Origin of the sequence: Mycobacterium sp. BK086 (assembly GCA_004362315.1) — a bacterium.
Taxonomy (GTDB): Bacteria; Actinomycetota; Actinomycetes; order Mycobacteriales; family Mycobacteriaceae; genus Mycobacterium.
Window position 1 is genome coordinate 544,547 of sequence record SNWL01000005.1, and the last position, 16,585, is coordinate 561,131.

At 66.9% G+C, this 16,585-nt stretch carries 18 protein-coding genes; 5 read left to right on the forward strand and 13 right to left on the reverse strand.

The window, feature by feature from the left end; translation table 11 throughout:
* Positions 1-11: 11 nt before the first annotated feature.
* The 7 genes from EV580_RS19055 to EV580_RS19085 all read right to left on the reverse strand — a co-directional run bounded on the left by EV580_RS19055 (position 12) and on the right by EV580_RS19085 (position 7,097).
* The gene (locus EV580_RS19055; RefSeq protein ID WP_133692756.1) at positions 12-689 is read right to left on the reverse strand and encodes a class I SAM-dependent methyltransferase; all 678 of its coding nucleotides are present in this window, start codon (positions 687-689) and stop codon (positions 12-14) included.
* Between the two features lie 75 nt (positions 690-764).
* Positions 765-1,808, reverse strand: a complete 1,044-nt coding sequence (locus EV580_RS19060) for an alpha/beta fold hydrolase (RefSeq protein ID WP_133692757.1) — start codon at positions 1,806-1,808, stop codon at positions 765-767.
* A 28-nt stretch (positions 1,809-1,836) separates the two neighbouring features.
* Positions 1,837-2,577 carry a hypothetical protein gene (locus EV580_RS19065; RefSeq protein WP_133692758.1) on the reverse strand — a complete coding sequence of 247 codons (741 nt, stop codon included), beginning with the start codon at positions 2,575-2,577 and terminating at the stop codon, positions 1,837-1,839.
* Positions 2,574-3,764 (reverse strand): zinc ribbon domain-containing protein, encoded by a 1,191-nt coding sequence (locus tag EV580_RS19070; RefSeq protein ID WP_133692759.1) that lies wholly within the window; start codon positions 3,762-3,764, stop codon positions 2,574-2,576. Before EV580_RS19070 ends, EV580_RS19065 begins: the two co-directional genes overlap by 4 nt.
* A complete protein-coding gene (locus tag EV580_RS19075) occupies positions 3,761-5,362 on the reverse strand; it encodes a S53 family peptidase (RefSeq protein WP_133693138.1) in 1,602 nt (533 codons plus the stop codon). The genes EV580_RS19070 and EV580_RS19075 overlap by 4 nt, the downstream gene beginning before the upstream one ends.
* 43 nt (positions 5,363-5,405) lie before the next feature.
* Positions 5,406-5,849 (reverse strand): hypothetical protein, encoded by a 444-nt coding sequence (locus tag EV580_RS19080; protein ID WP_133692760.1) that lies wholly within the window; start codon positions 5,847-5,849, stop codon positions 5,406-5,408.
* Positions 5,850-5,924: 75 nt separating this feature from the next.
* Positions 5,925-7,097 (reverse strand): S1C family serine protease, encoded by a 1,173-nt coding sequence (locus tag EV580_RS19085; protein ID WP_502703939.1) that lies wholly within the window; start codon positions 7,095-7,097, stop codon positions 5,925-5,927.
* Positions 7,098-7,514: 417 nt separating this feature from the next.
* Here EV580_RS19085 and EV580_RS19090 point away from each other — a divergent pair, with 417 nt between their 5' ends.
* Positions 7,515-8,147: an FKBP-type peptidyl-prolyl cis-trans isomerase gene (locus EV580_RS19090; RefSeq protein ID WP_183505247.1), complete on the forward strand. Its 633-nt coding sequence runs from the start codon at positions 7,515-7,517 to the stop codon at positions 8,145-8,147.
* Between the two features lie 7 nt (positions 8,148-8,154).
* On the opposite strand, the gene EV580_RS19095 is transcribed toward EV580_RS19090, so the two are convergent.
* The 6 genes from EV580_RS19095 to EV580_RS19120 all read right to left on the reverse strand — a co-directional run bounded on the left by EV580_RS19095 (position 8,155) and on the right by EV580_RS19120 (position 11,309).
* Positions 8,155-8,685, reverse strand: a complete 531-nt coding sequence (locus EV580_RS19095) for a hypothetical protein (protein WP_133692763.1) — start codon at positions 8,683-8,685, stop codon at positions 8,155-8,157.
* A 92-nt stretch (positions 8,686-8,777) separates the two neighbouring features.
* Positions 8,778-9,239 (reverse strand): DUF5078 domain-containing protein, encoded by a 462-nt coding sequence (locus EV580_RS19100; protein WP_133692764.1) that lies wholly within the window; start codon positions 9,237-9,239, stop codon positions 8,778-8,780.
* Between the two features lie 126 nt (positions 9,240-9,365).
* Positions 9,366-9,629: a hypothetical protein gene (locus EV580_RS19105; RefSeq protein ID WP_133692765.1), complete on the reverse strand. Its 264-nt coding sequence runs from the start codon at positions 9,627-9,629 to the stop codon at positions 9,366-9,368.
* Positions 9,630-9,730: 101 nt separating this feature from the next.
* The gene (locus EV580_RS19110) at positions 9,731-10,336 is read right to left on the reverse strand and encodes a hypothetical protein (protein ID WP_133692766.1); all 606 of its coding nucleotides are present in this window, start codon (positions 10,334-10,336) and stop codon (positions 9,731-9,733) included.
* Between the two features lie 169 nt (positions 10,337-10,505).
* On the reverse strand, positions 10,506-10,802 hold the full coding sequence (locus EV580_RS19115) for a hypothetical protein (RefSeq protein ID WP_133692767.1): 297 nt from the start codon (positions 10,800-10,802) through the stop codon (positions 10,506-10,508).
* An 81-nt stretch (positions 10,803-10,883) separates the two neighbouring features.
* Positions 10,884-11,309, reverse strand: coding sequence for a pyridoxamine 5'-phosphate oxidase family protein (locus EV580_RS19120; RefSeq protein ID WP_133692768.1), 426 nt, complete (start codon positions 11,307-11,309; stop codon positions 10,884-10,886).
* Positions 11,310-11,429: 120 nt separating this feature from the next.
* Between EV580_RS19120 and EV580_RS19125 the strand changes: the two genes are divergently transcribed.
* The 4 genes from EV580_RS19125 to EV580_RS19140 all read left to right on the forward strand — a co-directional run bounded on the left by EV580_RS19125 (position 11,430) and on the right by EV580_RS19140 (position 16,585).
* The gene (locus tag EV580_RS19125) at positions 11,430-13,748 is read left to right on the forward strand and encodes a Tex family protein (RefSeq protein WP_133692769.1); all 2,319 of its coding nucleotides are present in this window, start codon (positions 11,430-11,432) and stop codon (positions 13,746-13,748) included.
* Positions 13,749-14,015: 267 nt separating this feature from the next.
* On the forward strand, positions 14,016-15,122 hold the full coding sequence (locus tag EV580_RS19130) for a type III polyketide synthase (RefSeq protein WP_183505241.1): 1,107 nt from the start codon (positions 14,016-14,018) through the stop codon (positions 15,120-15,122).
* Positions 15,123-15,136: 14 nt separating this feature from the next.
* On the forward strand, positions 15,137-15,640 hold the full coding sequence (locus EV580_RS19135) for an isoprenylcysteine carboxyl methyltransferase family protein (protein ID WP_183506413.1): 504 nt from the start codon (positions 15,137-15,139) through the stop codon (positions 15,638-15,640).
* A 108-nt stretch (positions 15,641-15,748) separates the two neighbouring features.
* Positions 15,749-16,585, forward strand: a complete 837-nt coding sequence (locus EV580_RS19140; protein WP_133692771.1) for an SH3-like domain-containing protein — start codon at positions 15,749-15,751, stop codon at positions 16,583-16,585.

The window sequence follows — 16,585 nt, forward strand, 5'->3', positions numbered from 1 at the left end:
CGAATTCCGGCCTAGGCGCTGACGGTCGCCGATCCGACGATCAGCGGGTGCACGATCGCCGGCATCCCGCGCCATACCTGATCGTCTGCCTCGACGGTGAATCCACAGTTGCGCATCAGCTCCAGGGTCTGGCGGTTGCAGACGCATCCGCCTGCGAATCCGCGCCACGGCCTCAGCAGCGCGTCCTGGCACGCCGCGAGGAAGCGTGAACTGGCCCGCACGTGCTCGATGAACAGCAGTCGCCCACCCGGGCGCAGGATGCGGGCGATTTCACACAGGGCCGCTTCGGGGTCGTCGACGGTGCACAGCACGAGCGTCGACACGACGGTGTCCACGGACGCATGGGCGAACGGCAGTCGCTCGGCAGGAGCGTCGACGATCCGCGCGGCCAGTCCGCGCCGGCTGACCTTCGAAGCGAGCTTTCGGCGCATGCCGGGTTCGGGCTCGGTGAGTACGAGTTCGTCGAGCCCGGCGCGATAGTGCGCCACGTTCAACCCGGTGCCGGCACCGATCTCGACCACACGTCCGTGCGCGTTGGCCACCACTGCCCGCCGGCGGCGGCGCATCCCGGCCATCTCTCCTAGCCAGACGAAGGGGTCGTAGAGCAGGGCCATCACACGCAACCAGGCCGAATACGACGTACTCGCCTGGAGTTCGGTGCTTGATTGGTGGGCAGCGGTCTCGGTCATGCCGGGAATCTACGAGTCGCGTGAACCCCGGCGCATCCCCGAGAGCGGCCATCTTCACCCGATGGCCGGTTTCGGCTACACCAGTCCCAGACGTGCGGCTTGGGCCACCGCTGCAGTCCGCGACGTCGCGCCGAGCTTGCGCCGGATGTTCGCGACGTGGCGGTGCACGGTGTGCGGGCTCAGCTGGAGCTGCTCGGCGATCTCGCGATCGCCGAGACCGTGCGCGACGCAGGCGAGGATCTCACGTTCACGCTGGGACAGCAGGACCGGTTCGGATTGATCGACCGCCGCGGTGGGTGGTTGATCGGGTGCCAGCCCTTGGCGGCACGCGCGGACGACGGAGTCGACGTCACCGTGCCAGGGGAAGTGCGATTGACCGTGCAGCGGGATGAAACTCGCCCCGGGAATCGCGGCGGCGACCTCACGCCCGAGCCGGTAGGGCACCGCGCGGTCGTCGCGGCGGTGCACGACAGTCGTCGGTGCGGCCACCAGCGGAAGCTGCGCACGGATGTCGAGGCGATAGACCATCTCCAGCAATGCCGCGGCGGTCTCGGCGGTTGCCGACTCGCGCTGCAGCCGTGAGAAGCGTTCGTGCGCTGCGGTTTCCGCGCTGCCGAGAAAAATATCGCTGAGCATCCGGGCGCCGAGTCCCCAGTGGGCGCGCACCGCTGCGACGATCGCGTCCCCCACCCCCGGTGCGGTGAGTACGTCGCCGACGGGGTACGACCCGTACAACACCACGCGTTCGACGCGTTCGGGATATGTCGCGGCGAACGCGACAGCGGTGCAGCTGCCAGACGAACCGCCGATGAGCGAAACCCGATCGAGCCCGATCTCGTCGAGGAGTGCGTGCAGGATGGCGACTTCGGTGTCGAGGGTCAGATCGGCTTCGTCGACGGTGCGGTCCGACATCCCCACCCCGAGCCGGTCGTAGCGGATCAGGGTGTAGTTGTCGGCGACGCCCTCCCAGAATCGCCGGACGTCCGGGTTTTGCCAGTCCAGTTCGAGATGGCTGACCCACCACGCGGGCGCCACCAGCGGCGGGCCGTCACCGCGCACCTCGTACGCCAGACGCCGGGCGCCGACGGGGAGGAAACGAATCTCGAACGTGTCGTACATCGCCTGTGAGCGTACGACTCCCGGTGGTTTACCGCGGCGGGTCGCCCTTCCACAGGAAACTGTTCACGTACTTGCCCAGATCCTGGGCGAGTTCGAGATTGGCGCCCGACGGCACCCCCGGGCCATCGCCGGGCGCGAACTTCCGGTACGGACCGATCGCGACGCCGACGAGCGCCAGGTCGTTCTTGACCGCGGCCATCAAGACCAGGCGGGTCCTGGTGGCCGTCGTGCCGCCCTGCGGGTAGATGTCGAGGACCTCACCGAAGCCGAGCTGGTAACCGACGGTGGTATTGGGCAACACGTACGCCACCGTCGCGTCCGGTTGCTTGGCTTTGAGGAGGTCGTCGATGACGTCCTCGGCCGACCGGCCCTCGGCGGGTACGCCGAACAGCTCCATGACTCCCCCGTCGCCGCCGGTGTACGTCGCCGAGACACCGTCGTCTTCCAGGGTGACGTCGTATGCGGTTCCCGGCGCTGGGTACGACACCGAGAATGCGCCGTCGGCCGACACATAGCGTGGGCTTGCCTGCACCGGGACGCCCGTCGGCGGGCGCCCGCAATCCGGCGGGCAGCTGTAGCGCACGGTCGGCCCGGCGGCCACATTCCACAGCGCTGTCGACGCTCCGATCAATGCCGCCAGGGTGACGATCAACGATGTGAGCATCCGCCGAAACGATGTGAACCGTTGTGGCCCAGCTGTATAGGAGCCGGAGGGTACCGAGTAGCCGGGGAACAGCTCTACGGGTTGTGGCGCGGTGGGGGCGCTCATTGCTCCACCACCTCGATGTGGGGTTGAGGTCGATTCTCACGCCGTTCCGTACGCGACGTCTGCGATGCCGCATGTCCGGCAACGCCACAGGCCGGGCAGAACTTGGTATCGGGGACGACGTGGTGGCACCAGATGCACAGGATCGGCAGCTCCGGGAAGACGGCCGCATGTTCTTCGCGCAGCATCGTCAGTTGCAGGCTCAGCCGTAGCGCGATGATCGCCGCGACCGCGAGCACCGCATGCACGGTGAACTGTAGATACGGCGGCAACCGGTACGCCTCGGCAAGGCCGACACAGGCGTAGGCAGCGGCGCCGACGATCAGTCCCAGACCGCCGACCACCAGCACTCCGCGGCGATCGGGTCCATCGCGCCGGGCATACCAGAGACCCGCGCCGACGAGACCGCCGAGTGCCAAGCCGGTCAACGGTTCTGCGATACCGCGCACGCCGGCTTGAAGCAACATGTCCTCGATGGGCAGATCGCCGGTCACCGTGCTGTCGCCGAATTGCGGGATCATCCTGACCACGTTGGTTGCGAGCGTGAACGCCGTGGCACCTACCAGACCGATGACGAAGCCGTGCAACGATTCTCGAACCGGGGCCCGGACCAGTCGAACAACGATCGCCGGCAGCTGCAGGGCCAGCAGCGCCCCGAACGGGATCACCACCACGTCGCGCAGCAGGCGCGTCGTCGGAATCTGTGAGCCCAGCCCCAGGCTGTAGGTCTCGGCCACGATGGCATCGGTCAATGTCGCCCATCCCACGCCGACCCCGATGCCGAGGACCACCGTGAGCACCCACACCCACGCGGGAAGGTCTGTCAGCAGCCGAGATTCGACGAGATAGATCGCGACGAAGGTCGGGGCCGCGAAGATCGCCAGCGCCAGCATGGGCACATACCACTGCAGCAGGCAGAAGGCGATCAGCACCACCACTACCAGGGCGAGTGCGAACCGGAACGCGATGCGTGAGCGGGTCGGCAGCTGCGGGAACAGCGAGCTGAGGATCGAGGGCTGCAGAACGTTTTCCCCTGGCGCGGCAGCGAAGTCACGCACGCGCAGCAGCCCGGGCCGCTGGCCGGGCGCCAGCGACAGATGGGCGCCGCAGCGGACGCAGAACCTGCCCGCCGGGACGTCGTGATGGCATGCCGGGCACGGCATCGTGGCGATGGCGGCGTCGGCGGTCATCGCGGACCCCGTTGCACGTCAAGGATGTTGCGCACCAGGTTGTCGACGTCGGGACTTCCCAAGCCGGTCACCATGTCGTAGCCCGGCTGGGAAATCGCAACGGCGTTGGTCCCCAGAGTGATGTCGTGGAATCCCGGCCGCGACGCGCCCGCCTTGAGGCGGTACAGCATCGGGTTGAACTCGCCGAGCGGCCGTCCGCCGTTGGACACCAGGAATTGGTTCATCACCGCGGCGATACCGGCCCAGATCGGGGCCGCCATCGATGTGCCACCGCCCACGACCAGCCGCTGGTTTTGCACGATGACGGCGCCGGTCGAATTGTCCGCCACGGCTGAGACGTCGGGGGTCAGCCTGCGCACGGTGTTGGTCGTGTTCGTCACGGCGGACTGCCATGGTGGCCGGTCGAAGAGGCTGGACACTCCACCCCCGCTCCCCTGGGTCAGCGGGCCGTCGCTCCAGGCCTGCTCGCCCAGCCAGCGGTAGTTCTCGTCGGTCGACAGCGTGGTGCCGCCCACGCTGGTCACCTCGGGCAACGATGCGACGGCGTCGAGCCCGACGTCGGCGGGCCCGGGTGGCGCCGCCCAGTCGTGCCCCCGCTTGCACTCAAGACCGGCCAAATCCCCGCTGGCGTCGAACACCGTGGTGCCGTGGGCCAGCGCGGTGGCTATCGCGCCGCGGATCGGGGCGAGGTCAGCAGCGGTGATCATCCGGTCGCAGCCCCAACCGATGGACAAACTCCAGATGGCCCCGGGGAATTGCCGATCCACCGACTGCATCAGCTCGGCGATCTTGACGTAGGTGCTTCCACCGGCGACCGTCGTCCGCGCATTGACGAGCACCTTGTGCGCGTCAGGCGCGATCGCATGAGCGACCTGAAGGTCCATCGTCGATTCGCCGCTGCGATGCTCGGGAACGCCGCCGACCACCTCGGGGACGAGCTTCGGCAAGCCATAGGTCGCGGTGAACATGTCCAGGTCGGCCTGATCGAATCCGTCGAATCCGAATACGGCGATGGTGGTGCCCTTGCCGGTGTAGCCGGCTTCGGTCAACGGACGCACGTTGTAGGTCGTTCGCAGCGAGTCCGGGGGCAGGCTGTGGTCTGGTACGTCCAATGGCCGGAACGATGGACTGTTCGAGTGGTACGGCGTGAAGCTGAGGATCCGGCCAAGGCCGGCCACGGTGTCTTTCAGCGATGCGGGAACCGCGGGCTGCTGGGGTGAGGCGTAGAACACCTGCCCGCCCCGGCCGCGATAATCATGGACCGGCACGCGAAACGCGTTGGCCACGTGGGTGGGCGGCCCCTGCACGACGGCCCATCGATCCCCGGTGCGCCATCGAACCGAGAGACCGTTGGCTGCCGCCCACGCCTCGAGCCGACCGGGGCGTTGCGAGGTGTTGAGCTCGGCGGTGAGTTCGACGGTTTGCGCCTGCGAGTCACCAAGATTCGTCGAGAGCGCCAGCAGGGTGGCGAACGGACCCGAAATGGGTGGCGGCAGCTGCCAATCCGAGTGGGGCCGCAGTTGGATTGCCGCTATGGTCAGTGCTCCCGCGGTGAGCAGCGCAAGCCAAACCCGCAATGGTCGCCCCCTCAGACCCATCGGCACATCGCCAAGCTAGTGCATTTCCGCACGAAAGCCAGTGCTATCCAGTCAAACAGCCGAATTCATAGAGGGCGGCGGGAATCTTGGCGTCGGCGGGTGCGGGCGTGGTCGAGGCGTTCGTGCCGCACACCTTCTGCCTGTCCTGGTTCAGCCATTGCGAGCCCTGTTGCTGGAACACCAGCGTGGTGGGTGCGCCCATCTCGGGGTTGGTGGTACTCGACCACAGGCCGCCGGTCACCGCCCAGCCGTCAGCGCACTTCACATCGTCGATCCGGTAGGTGTTTTCCTTGGCCACGGCCTGTACGGCGGCGGTCGCGGCGTCGGCAAGCCCGGTTTTGGTGCAGTCGGCCGCCGGCGCGGAGCTCGAGGTCACCGGCGCGGTGGAGGTGGCCGTCGATTCCGACGATGAGCATGCGGGCAGGCCCGCGATGACAAGTCCCGAAAGGGCAACGGCGACAACGAGTGGGCGGGCGCTACGGTTCACGAGGGTTCCCCTGAAGTCCGTTGGATAGACGGCAGCTACCGGACTATAGCTGCCGCCTATCCCCGGCGAACGCGATCAGGACTGCATCGTGCCGAGGGTCACCTGCACGGTGTGCGAACTTCCGGAGGGGTCGTCGAAGGTCACGGCGACGCTGTCGCCGGGTGCCTTCGAATGGATGGCGGCGACCAGCGATTCCGGGCCATCGATCACATGGCTGTCAACTTTGGTGATCACCGCACCCTTCGGAAGACCGGCCGCTGCCGCAGGACTGCCGTCCGCGACTCCTGCGACCATCGCGCCATGAGCGCTGTCGTCCGAACTGAGCTGGACGCCGAGCGACGCGTGCTGAACGGTTCCGGTGGAAATCAGTTCGTCGGCAATGCGTTTGGCCTGATCGACCGGAATGGCAAAGCCGAGGCCGATCGATCCGGCTTGGCCCCCCTGCGAATCCTGGCCGCCACCAAGGGATGCGATCGCCGAGTTCACGCCGATCAGATCGCCGTTCATATCCACCAGCGCGCCACCGGAATTGCCGGGATTGATCGCCGCGTCGGTCTGGATCGCGTTCATGACCGAATGCTGACCGGTTTGTTCGTCGCCGGTGGCCACCGGACGGTCGAGCGCGCTGATGATGCCGGTGGTCACCGTGCCCTGCAGGCCCAACGGAGAACCGACCGCGACCACGTTCTGGCCCACCTTCAGATCGTTGGACGAACCGATGGTGATCGGGGTCAGCCCGGAGACGTTCTGCGCGCGAACCACCGCGATGTCGTCGGCGGGGTCGGTGCCCACAACCGTGAACGGAACCGTGCGGCCGTCGGAGAAGGTGACGGTGGCTTCAACACCCCCGCTGGTGCGACCGTACGGCCGCACACCCGGGCCGTCCTGACTGTCGCCCGCGGGATCCTGGCCACCCGCAGCCTGTGCGGCCGCCGCGACCACATGGTTGTTGGTCAAGATCAGCCCGTCGGAGCTCAGGACGATCCCGGAGCCTTCTTCACGCCCCTGTCCCATGCTGATCTGCAACTTCACCACGCTGGGCAGCACCTTGGCCGACACCTGCTCGACCGATCCGACCGGCGCCTGACCGGTGGGCTGACCGGAGACGGGTCCGACCTTCGGCGCCGGCACGCCCGGGGCAACCGGCTTGGGTGCGGCGACCGTGGCTGCAGGTTGTCCGACATGGTCGACGACCACGACGGCGGCGGCCCCCGCAACCATCGCGACCGCCGCGGTGCCGCACACCAAAAGACTGGCGCGGGCTTTGGATCGCGATTTGAGATTTTGCTGTGACGGCGGTCTCACAAATTGGCTGCCGGTATTCCCATATGGTCCGTACGGAGGCGCTTGCATCTGCGATGTATGAGAATTTCCGTAATAATTCTGATGCCCGCCATAGCCCCACTGCTGTGAGTTGGCGTGATCTGCAGCATCTTTCGCACGCCATTGGCGATTGTCGTCGTGTGGCGCATTGTCTGACCGGTAGCTCATCGTGTTCGACTTCTCTTTCTCATAACAAATTAATGTGTGCGCCGGCTAGCGCCTGAATGCAGGTTGCCTGCGATGGCTGAGGCTTTGCTGAGAATTAGTTCAACGCCGCCCAAGACTTTTGAATGGCTCGACATTGGGTGCCGGTAAGCCGACGTCGGGCAATGTCGCTGTAGCGTGGCCACCGTGAATTCCTTTCGTGTGCCCTCCGCCGTCGCGCTGGTAGCCGGCGCCGCCTCGATTGCCGTGACCCTGGCCGCTTGCGGCTCCGACACCTCTTCTCCCTCGGCGAGCAAGACCTCCACCGCCCCGGCGGTGGCCTCCTCGGTGACCCAGGCCGCCGGACCGGACGCCACCTGCCCGACCACGCCACCGGCGAACCCCGGCGCCCCCGAGTGGACGTTGCCGGGCACCACGGGCAGCGTCGCGGTCACCGGATCGACCGACACCGCCGCACCCGTCGTCAAGGTGACCGCGCCGTTCAGCGTGGCGGCCACCCAGGTGCAGACCCTTCAGGCAGGCACCGGGCCGGTGGTCGCGCCGACCGCCTCGGTTTCGGTGTGCTACATGGGCGTCAACGGACGCGACGGAACTGTGTTCGACAGCAGCTATGAACGCGGTGAACCGGCCGACTTCCCGCTCGACGGTGTCGTGCCGGGCTTCCAGAAGGCGATTGCCGGACAGAAGGTCGGATCGACGGTCGCTGTCGCGATGGTCTCCGCCGACGGTTACCCGGACGGCCAGCCGCGAGCGGGAATCCTGCCGGGCGACACCCTGGTCTTCGCGATCAAGATTCTGTCCGCCTCGTAGCGGGCGGCTACGGCTGGCAGGTGGGCTGCAGGCCGTTCACCAGCGCGTAGATGTCGTCCTTCTTCTGGTCGGCGTAGTCGATGGCGGTCCAGGTCGAGGGCTGCGGCCAGGCGTTGGACACCGTCGGCCCATAGCCGCCATAGCCCAACCCGTACCCATAGCCGCCGCCCGAAATCACGAACAGCGCCCCGACCGCGTCGCGCATGTCGTCGCTGGCGCGGCGGAGGTCGACGAGCGCGGGTGCCAGCCCGGGGACGATGCCGGGACCGTTGACGTCTTCCATGTAGTGGACGCCGTGGCTGATCATGGCGAGCTTGACGTTGGTGTCGCGCTGTTGGGCTGCGCCACTCGCGTACGGCGAGCTGATGACGATCCGGACCCCGCCGATGCCGGCGTTGATGTCGTTGTCGAGGCTTTCCCGCACCTGATCGAGCACCCCGCAGGGCACCCGCGCCGGGTCGGCGGTGGCGGCCGGTGCCACACCGAGAGACGCGCACGTCAGCGCCGCCGCGAGAGAAATGTTGAGAGTTTGCTTCATCGTCCACCTGTGTATCCGGGCATCACCATTGATGCCTGTATATAGGTGGAATTGACGCCTTCGTTACCGTCGGCCAGAAATTAGCTCTGAGGTTAGACCCAGTCCCAGACCGACATGTCGCCCTTGGGGTAGTTCATGCAGACGTCAGTGGCCTTGGCGACGACGCCCTTGTTGTTGAAGAACAACTTGGCCCAGTTGCCCCAGCGGGTCGCGACGAACTCGTAGTAGATGTTGGTCGCGGTGTCCTCGGAGTACTGGCGGCGGGCCACCGGGTCGAGCGAGAAGAACCAGTGAATGCGATCGAAGGCGATCTGCTGCACCTCTGGCGGCCGGTTGCTCCGGTCGATCATGTAGCGCTCGAAATACACCGGGCTGGTGTCGCGTGCGGCGGCCATGTACTGCTCCACATCACACTGGGTGATGATGATGCGGTGCGGGATCGGATAGTCGTCGCTGGCGTCCGCAGCCGCGGGACCGGCGGAGATGATGCTCCCAGCCGCTACTGCGCTCAGCGCAAGACTCGCCAGCTTGGCGCGACTCTTCAAACCAGCCATCGTTCTCCAACCCCAATCGCTAAAACCTTAAGCGGACTAACTATATAGCGGTCCACTGCGCAGTATCCACCCTAGGTGCGCGCTGGACGGCTTTTGTGACGCGTGAGACTTCTGCCGCCGAAAGTGTCAGCCGCCGTTGGTGACCGGGTTGGACGACAGCGTGATGAAGCCGTCGTTGATCCACACGCCCCAGCGGCCGCCCCACATGTGGGTCCACACCACGGGGTGACCGGCCCACACCTCAGCCGGCTTGCCCGGCGCCCAGGCCGGCACCGGGTCACCGATGTTCTGGTCCGGCGGCGGCGGGTCGGCGCTGGCCGGCGCAATGCCGATGGTGAGTCCAACCGCGAGTGCGCCGACTGCGGTCAGCGCGGTTTTGATCAAGGCCATGTGCACGACTCCAGCGTTCAGACATCAGCGAGATACTTAGCAAATATAACCAGAGGGCGACGCGGATAATCCCCTACCCCGCAATACCGTGAGTCGCGGACCTATGGCGTCGGCGCGGGCGTGGCGGTGATCGGTGCAGGCTGACCCGGGGTGTTGTATTCGTAGCCCGGCGGCGGCGGCCCCGAAATCGAGTAGTACCCCGGAGGCAGCGCGGGGGTACCGGGCGGAGGCGGTTTACCGGGGCCGAATTCGCTCGGCGGCGCCTCCGAGCCGGGTGCGGTGTAGGACTTGTAGCCGGGCGGCAACGGCGGCGGCGCTCCGGCGCCCGGCGGCGGCGCGACCGAACCGCTGGCCGCTGCGGACTCGTCGGGCGAGTAATACGGGTCGCGGACGTTGTGCCACATGTCTTTGAGTGACCCGAGGACGCCGGGGGTGTTCTGCGAGCCGTAGGTCGGGTTCGGGATCTCGGGGACCGAGGGCGGCGCTCCCGGCGGCGGCGGAGCCGGCGCAGCCACGGCGGCGGGGTCGACCGGCACGGCCACCGGCTGGCCAGGCGGAACGGCTGCCGGATCACCGGGAACCGGAATCGGCGTCGGCGTCATCGGGTCGGCCACGGCCGTCGCGGCGCCGGCGAGCGCACTGCCCGCCGTCAAACCTGCGACGAGGAGTGCGCGGACGAATAACGCGGTGCGGTGACCATCAGTCATGAATCCGGCGGTCCTCTCTGTTGCCCAGGCCCACCGATCGTCGCACAGATCGGCGCTCGGTGTTCCCGGGGCAAACCCGGTGTACTCCCGTCCTATCGCCCGCGCGACGCACGTCGTTTCAGCAACGCGCAGGTGCCCGGCCGGTTGGCCGGGCACCAAAGACGCCAGATCAGACGTTGTTGCGCTCGGGGTTGCTCTCGGTGCTGCCGGTTGCCGACCCCTTGAGATAGCGGGTGGCGAAGCCGAACGACACGACCGCGGCGACGGCACCGAGCACGCCCCACAGAATGATGGGGAAAACCAGCGACCCGAAGATGAAGTCGTAGGTCAGGGCCAGGTAGAGCGACCAGACGACCCGGTAGAGCGACCAGAACGCGAACAGGCCGGTGCTGATGGCGATGTACAGGCTGTACTGGCGGTCGACGCGATCGATCTGCTGGGCGATGGGTGCCGGCACGATCTTCATGGGTTCTTCCTCTCGTTGCTCGCCGCCTTCGTGGCGTCGTTGCGAGAAGTAAAGAACTGGCGATCGCCTACCGATCCCAACTCATTCCGAGAAGTCGGCGCTCAACCATCGGTCCGGGCGGAGGGTGAACAGCACGTTGGCATGCCCTTCCATGGACTGGACGAACTGCTTGCCGCCCTCCTCACCGAGGTAGCGCACGGCGATCGACTCCAGCACCTCCGGCGGGGTGGGATCGGTGGCCTCGACCACCGTCGCTTCCACCGTCACGTACTGATACGGCGGTTCCTCGTTCTGCACCACGAGCGCCACCGCCCCGGCCTTCTTGATCAGCCGGGCCTTTCGGCTCGTCGCCCCAGTGGTGACTCGGACGTTGCCGCCAGGGGCGTAGTCGTACCAGATCGGAACGCTGGCCGGCGGACGGCCGTCTTCGGCGGCGACGGACAAAACCGCCACATGTTTGGCGGCGAGGAAGTCCTGCCGCTCGGACTCGGTCAGTTCTCTGGGCATACTGCGGCCAACCTACCGTTGCGGCGGCGTATTCCGGTCGGTCCCGAGGCGGGTGAATCGCGGGCGGCACGCTCACGACCAATCGCGGTGATTGTCGGCGCGGTTCGGTAGGGTCTCCGCGTGACTTCGAGCCCAACCCTCAAATCTGTAAATGCCCGTCTTGCTGAGGAACTCGCGGTGGCCGAGACGCAGGTGACCGCCGCAGTCCGGCTCCTCGACGAGGGTGCGACCGTTCCGTTCATCGCCCGCTACCGCAAGGAAGTCACCGGCAGCCTCGACGACGGACAGCTCCGCGACCTCGAGGAGCGGCTGCGCTATCTGCGGGAGCTCGACGAGCGTCGAGACGCGGTGCTGGCCTCGATCGCCGAGCAGGGCAAGCTCACCGACGAATTGCGGGCGGCGCTGCTGACGGCCGAGACCAAGTCGCGGGTCGAAGACATTTACCTGCCGTACAAACCCAAGCGGCGCACCAAGGCTCAGATCGCGCGCGAAGCGGGCCTGGAGCCGCTTGCCGATCGGCTGCTCGCCGACCCGACTGTCGATCCCCAAGCCGCGGCCGCCGAATTCCTGGGCGCCGAGGTCGCCGATGCCGCGGCCGCTCTCGACGGCGCGCGGCACATCCTCGTCGAGCGCGCGGCCGAAGACGCCGAGTTGGTCGGCGCGATTCGGACGAAATTCTGGGCCGAAGGTGCGTTGCGGACCACACCCCACTCCGAGGAATCCGCGAAAAGCCCAGCGGCACAGAAGTTCCGCGACTACTTCGAGTTCTCCGAACGGCTCGAAGATATGCCGTCACACCGGGTGCTGGCCGTCATGCGCGGCGAGAAAGAACAGGCCCTGGCGCTGCGCTTCGACGGCGGTAGCGACGATGCCTACGAAGTGATGGTCGCGCAGGCGCTCGGAGTCGACATGTCGGCCGGTGCGGCTGCGACGTCGTGGTTGGCCACCACCGTTCGGCTGGCGTGGCGTACCCGGCTGATGATCTCCGGGGCGGTCGACGCGCGTATGCGGTTGCGACAGCGCGCCGAGGACGATGCGGTCGCGGTGTTCGCCAAGAACCTCAAGGACCTGCTACTGGCCGCGCCGGCAGGCACCCGCACCACGCTCGGGCTCGATCCCGGCTTCCGCACCGGTGTCAAGGTCGCCGTTGTCGATGCCACCGGCAAGGTGCTCGATACCTGCGCGATCTACCCGCATCAGCCGCAGCGCCAATGGGATACGGCCAAGGCGACGTTGGCTGCGCTGGTCGCGCGCCACGGCGTCGAGCTCATCGCCATCGGAAATGGAACGGCATCTCGCGAGACCGACGCCCTGGCGACCGAGCTGATCAGCGACATCCGTGGTGCCGGTGCGACCGCACCGGCCAAGGCCATGGTCAGTGAGGCCGGCGCGTCGGTGTACTCGGCGTCCGCGTACGCCGCCCGCGAGTTGCCGAGCCTGGACGTGACGGTGCGCGGCGCGGTGTCGATCGCGCGACGGCTACAGGACCCGCTCGCCGAACTCGTCAAGATCGAGCCGAAGTCGATCGGTGTCGGCCAGTATCAGCATGACGTCACCCCGGGCACGCTCGCACGCAGCCTCGACGCCGTGGTGGAGGACGCGGTGAATGCCGTTGGCGTGGACCTGAACACCGCGTCGGTACCGCTGCTGGCGCGGGTGTCCGGGGTCTCCGAGTCGCTGGCCGAGGCCATCGTCGCCCACCGGGAGAAGTCCGGGCCGTTCCGCAGTCGAACCGCGCTGCTGGAGGTTGCGCGACTGGGCCCCAAGGCTTTTGAGCAGTGTGCAGGCTTCTTGCGCATCCGCGGGGGCGACGATGCCCTCGATGCGTCGGGGGTCCATCCGGAGGCCTACCCGGTGGTCCGGAAGATCCTGGACCGCTCGGGGATCGCGCTGGCCGAGCTCATCGGCAACGAACGGTCGCTGCGAGCATTGAAGCCTGCCGACTTCGCCGACGACCGATTCGGTGTCCCGACGGTGACCGACATCCTCGCCGAGCTGGAGAAGCCGGGACGCGATCCGCGCCCGGCCTTCTCCACCGCGACCTTCGCGGCCGGGGTGGAGAAGGTGGCCGATCTGAAGGTCGGCATGGTGCTCGAAGGTGTCGTCACCAATGTGGCGGCCTTCGGCGCCTTTGTGGACGTCGGTGTGCACCAGGACGGCCTCGTGCACGTGTCGGCGATGTCGGACAAGTTCGTCTCCGACCCGCACGAGGTGGTTCGCTCCGGGCAGGTCGTGCGGGTGAAGGTCCTCGACGTCGACGTGGACCGGCAGCGCATCGGCCTGACCCTGCGGCTGGGCGATACGCCAAAGCGCGAGCAGCCCAAGCGAACTGAGCGTCGCCAGCCGTCGCGCGGTGGCGGCGACGGCGGCAGGCGTGAGAGCAACCGGTCGACGGGTTCGATGGCACAAGCGTTGCGGGACGCCGGTTTCGGCCGTTGAGGCGTGCACGTAGGTTCGTGAGAACCGGTTCACCGGCGTCGGCGATTGCCAGCGTTCGCCCAGCTATTCCGTGGCTGGCGCCAAGCTGATTGTCAGATTGGCCGGGATTTCTGGGAATTCTCAGCCGCCATTTATGTTGTGCTTCTTTACATTTCATAAATTCGCGACGGGCACGAACTTATACCGATGGGTGTCCGTTATTGCATGGATCTGTGCAAAACCTCTCACCGGGAATTCGATCGACGTGCCCAGGGTGTTGCAGCGCGCATGACAGATACCGCGTTTTACCGCTCACTCAACTCAATTGGCGTCCCCCAACGTGGCGACCCGCGCATCGCAGGCACCGCGGTCGCGTTCACCCCACACCGCCACAACCAGGACGAGGTGGCAGCGGCGCTCACCGAGTTCGCTGATCCCGCGTTCGCCCGCTTCGCCCAAACCAGCGGCGTCGAATACCGCAATCTCGCCCTTCCGCTGGAGCGCTACCCGGAGATGTCCGGCTTCACCGAGGCCAACGCGGCATACCTCGAGGTTGCCGTCGAACTCGGCGAGCAGGCGCTGCGGCGTGCCCTGGACGCCGCACACATCCGGCCGGACGAGGTCGATGCGATCGTGTCGGTGTCGAGCACCGGGGTGGCAGTGCCTACCATCGATGCCCGCATCGCATCCAGGGTGGGCCTTCGGCCCGACATCAAGCGCATTCCGCTGTTCGGCCTCGGCTGCGTGGCCGGGGCGGCCGGCCTGGCGCGGGTGCACGACTATCTGCGCGGCTTCCCCGACCACATCGCCGTGCTGCTCTCGGTCGAGCTGTGCTCGCTGACTTTGCAGCGCGACGACACCTCGATTCCCGCGCTGATCGGCGTGTGCCTGTTCGGTGACGGGGCCGCGGCCGTTGTCGGCACCGGAGCCGACCGGGCACCGGCCGGGCTGCCCCTGCATCCGGGTCCCCGGGTGTTGGCCACCCGCAGTCGGCTGTTCGCCGACACTGTCGACGTCATGGGCTGGAACGTCAGCTCCAACGGATTTCAGCTGGTGATGTCGCGCGACGTTCCGAACATGGCCCAGGACCACCTCGCCGAGGAGGTCGACCGATTTCTTGCCGACCACGGTCTGACGACAGCCGACATCGCGACATGGGTGTGCCATCCCGGCGGGCCCAAGGTGCTCGACGCGATCAGCAGCGCAGTCGACGTCCCGCCGGAGGCGTTGCGGCACAGCTGGGAATCGATGCGCGACAACGGCAACATCTCGTCGGCGTCGGTGCTCGACGTCCTCGACCGGACCATCGCCGAACCGCCCGCCGCGGGCTCCCTGGGTGTGATGCTGGCGATGGGGCCCGGCTTCAGCTTCGAACTGTTGCTGCTGAGCTGGTGAAGGAGACCACGATGTTGTACTACCTACTATTCATCGCGGCGATCGGCATCGAGCGGCTCGTCGAGTTGGCGGTGTCGCGGCGCAACGCCCGGTGGTCCTTCGCCCGGGGCGGCCGCGAGTTCGGCCAGGGGCACTACCCGGCGATGGTCGCAATGCACACCCTGCTTCTGGTGTCCTGCGTCGTCGAAGTGGCGACCCTGCACCGCCCGTTCCTGCCCTGGCTCGGCTGGCCGATGGTGGGCGTCGTGGCGATCAGCACCGCCCTGCGCTGGTGGTGTGTGTCGGTCCTCGGCAAGCATTGGAATCCGCGGTTGATCGTCATCAAGGGTGCGCCCCTGGTGCGGCGCGGCCCGTATCGATGGCTGCACCACCCCAATTACACGGCGGTGGCTGCCGAAGTGGCCGCGCTGCCCCTGGTGCACTCCGCATGGGTGACGGCCATCGTGTTCAGCATCGCCAACGCCCTGGTGCTGACGGTGCGGATCCGTGCCGAGAACGTCGCCCTCGGGTACGCCTGAGTTTGACGGAGCCGCAACTATATTCACAGGTTGTTTCGGCCGCCCGCGCCCGTAACCGGTGTTAGGTTGTGCCCGTTGATGTGCTAGTTCGCGTCGAGGGGGGCTTCAATGAGTACTGCCGCCGAACGGGCCGAGCAGCTGGCTCTGGTAGCGCGGCTGAAGTCCGCGTACCCCGAACTGCCGGACGCGCCGACCCCGGATCTGCTCGACCACGCCAAGTTCGTCGCGTACATGAAGCCCGTCCACGATGTCGGCGGCGAGCCGGACGCTCCGATGAAGTACGAGAACAAGGATTACGAGTACTGGGAGCACATGACCTACGTCATCTGCGAGGTGCTCGCGTGGCGCGGTATCTGGCTCTCGGAGGAACGGCGGCGCATCGGCAACGTCGACGTCCAGCGTGCGGTCTATCTCGGATTCCCGTACTACGGCCGCTGGTTGCTCTCGGTGGCGCGGGTGCTGATCGAGAAGCACCACATCGGTCTCACCGAGCTCACCGAGCGGATGGCCGAGGTCAAAGATCGCTACGCCGGTGGGCTGGAAGGCAAGACGCTGAAGGCCGAGCCCAAGTTCGAGGGCGACGGGTCGCAGGTCAAACGCAACAGCCACATCGTGCATGCCCAGGGCAAGGGCGACCCGCAGGTGTACGCCGGCAAGGCCGGCGAGCCGAGGTTCAAGGTCGGTGACCCGGTCGTCGTCCGCGAACTCCCGGTGCTGTTCTACACGCGCACACCGGAGTACGTCCGCGGCGCGAAGGGTGTGATCGACGCGGTGGCCTATGAAAGCCCCGCCGCCGAGGACGAGACCTGGGACATCCCCGACGCCAAGCCGGAGTGGTTCTACGTCGTGAAATTCAGCATGTCCGAGCTGTGGAACGACTTCAACGGCCCGGCGACCGACAGCCTGCGGACCGAGATTCCCGAGCACTGGCTGCAAGAGGCCTAG

Excerpts from the sequence above, each read along its gene's own strand:
- EV580_RS19055 (WP_133692756.1), bottom strand. The coding sequence starts at position 689 with ATGACCGAGACCGCTGCCCACCAATCAAGCACCGAACTCCAGGCGAGT.
- EV580_RS19065 (WP_133692758.1), bottom strand. The coding sequence starts at position 2,577 with ATGAGCGCCCCCACCGCGCCACAACCCGTAGAGCTGTTCCCCGGCTAC.
- EV580_RS19120 (WP_133692768.1), bottom strand. The coding sequence starts at position 11,309 with ATGCCCAGAGAACTGACCGAGTCCGAGCGGCAGGACTTCCTCGCCGCC.
- EV580_RS19105 (WP_133692765.1), bottom strand. The coding sequence starts at position 9,629 with ATGGCCTTGATCAAAACCGCGCTGACCGCAGTCGGCGCACTCGCGGTT.
- EV580_RS19130 (WP_183505241.1), top strand. The coding sequence starts at position 14,016 with ATGACAGATACCGCGTTTTACCGCTCACTCAACTCAATTGGCGTCCCC.
- EV580_RS19075 (WP_133693138.1), bottom strand. The coding sequence starts at position 5,362 with ATGGGTCTGAGGGGGCGACCATTGCGGGTTTGGCTTGCGCTGCTCACC.
- EV580_RS19060 (WP_133692757.1), bottom strand. The coding sequence starts at position 1,808 with ATGTACGACACGTTCGAGATTCGTTTCCTCCCCGTCGGCGCCCGGCGT.
- EV580_RS19140 (WP_133692771.1), top strand. The coding sequence starts at position 15,749 with ATGAGTACTGCCGCCGAACGGGCCGAGCAGCTGGCTCTGGTAGCGCGG.
- EV580_RS19110 (WP_133692766.1), bottom strand. The coding sequence starts at position 10,336 with ATGACTGATGGTCACCGCACCGCGTTATTCGTCCGCGCACTCCTCGTC.
- EV580_RS19095 (WP_133692763.1), bottom strand. The coding sequence starts at position 8,685 with ATGAAGCAAACTCTCAACATTTCTCTCGCGGCGGCGCTGACGTGCGCG.
- EV580_RS19070 (WP_133692759.1), bottom strand. The coding sequence starts at position 3,764 with ATGACCGCCGACGCCGCCATCGCCACGATGCCGTGCCCGGCATGCCAT.
- EV580_RS19115 (WP_133692767.1), bottom strand. The coding sequence starts at position 10,802 with ATGAAGATCGTGCCGGCACCCATCGCCCAGCAGATCGATCGCGTCGAC.
- EV580_RS19100 (WP_133692764.1), bottom strand. The coding sequence starts at position 9,239 with ATGGCTGGTTTGAAGAGTCGCGCCAAGCTGGCGAGTCTTGCGCTGAGC.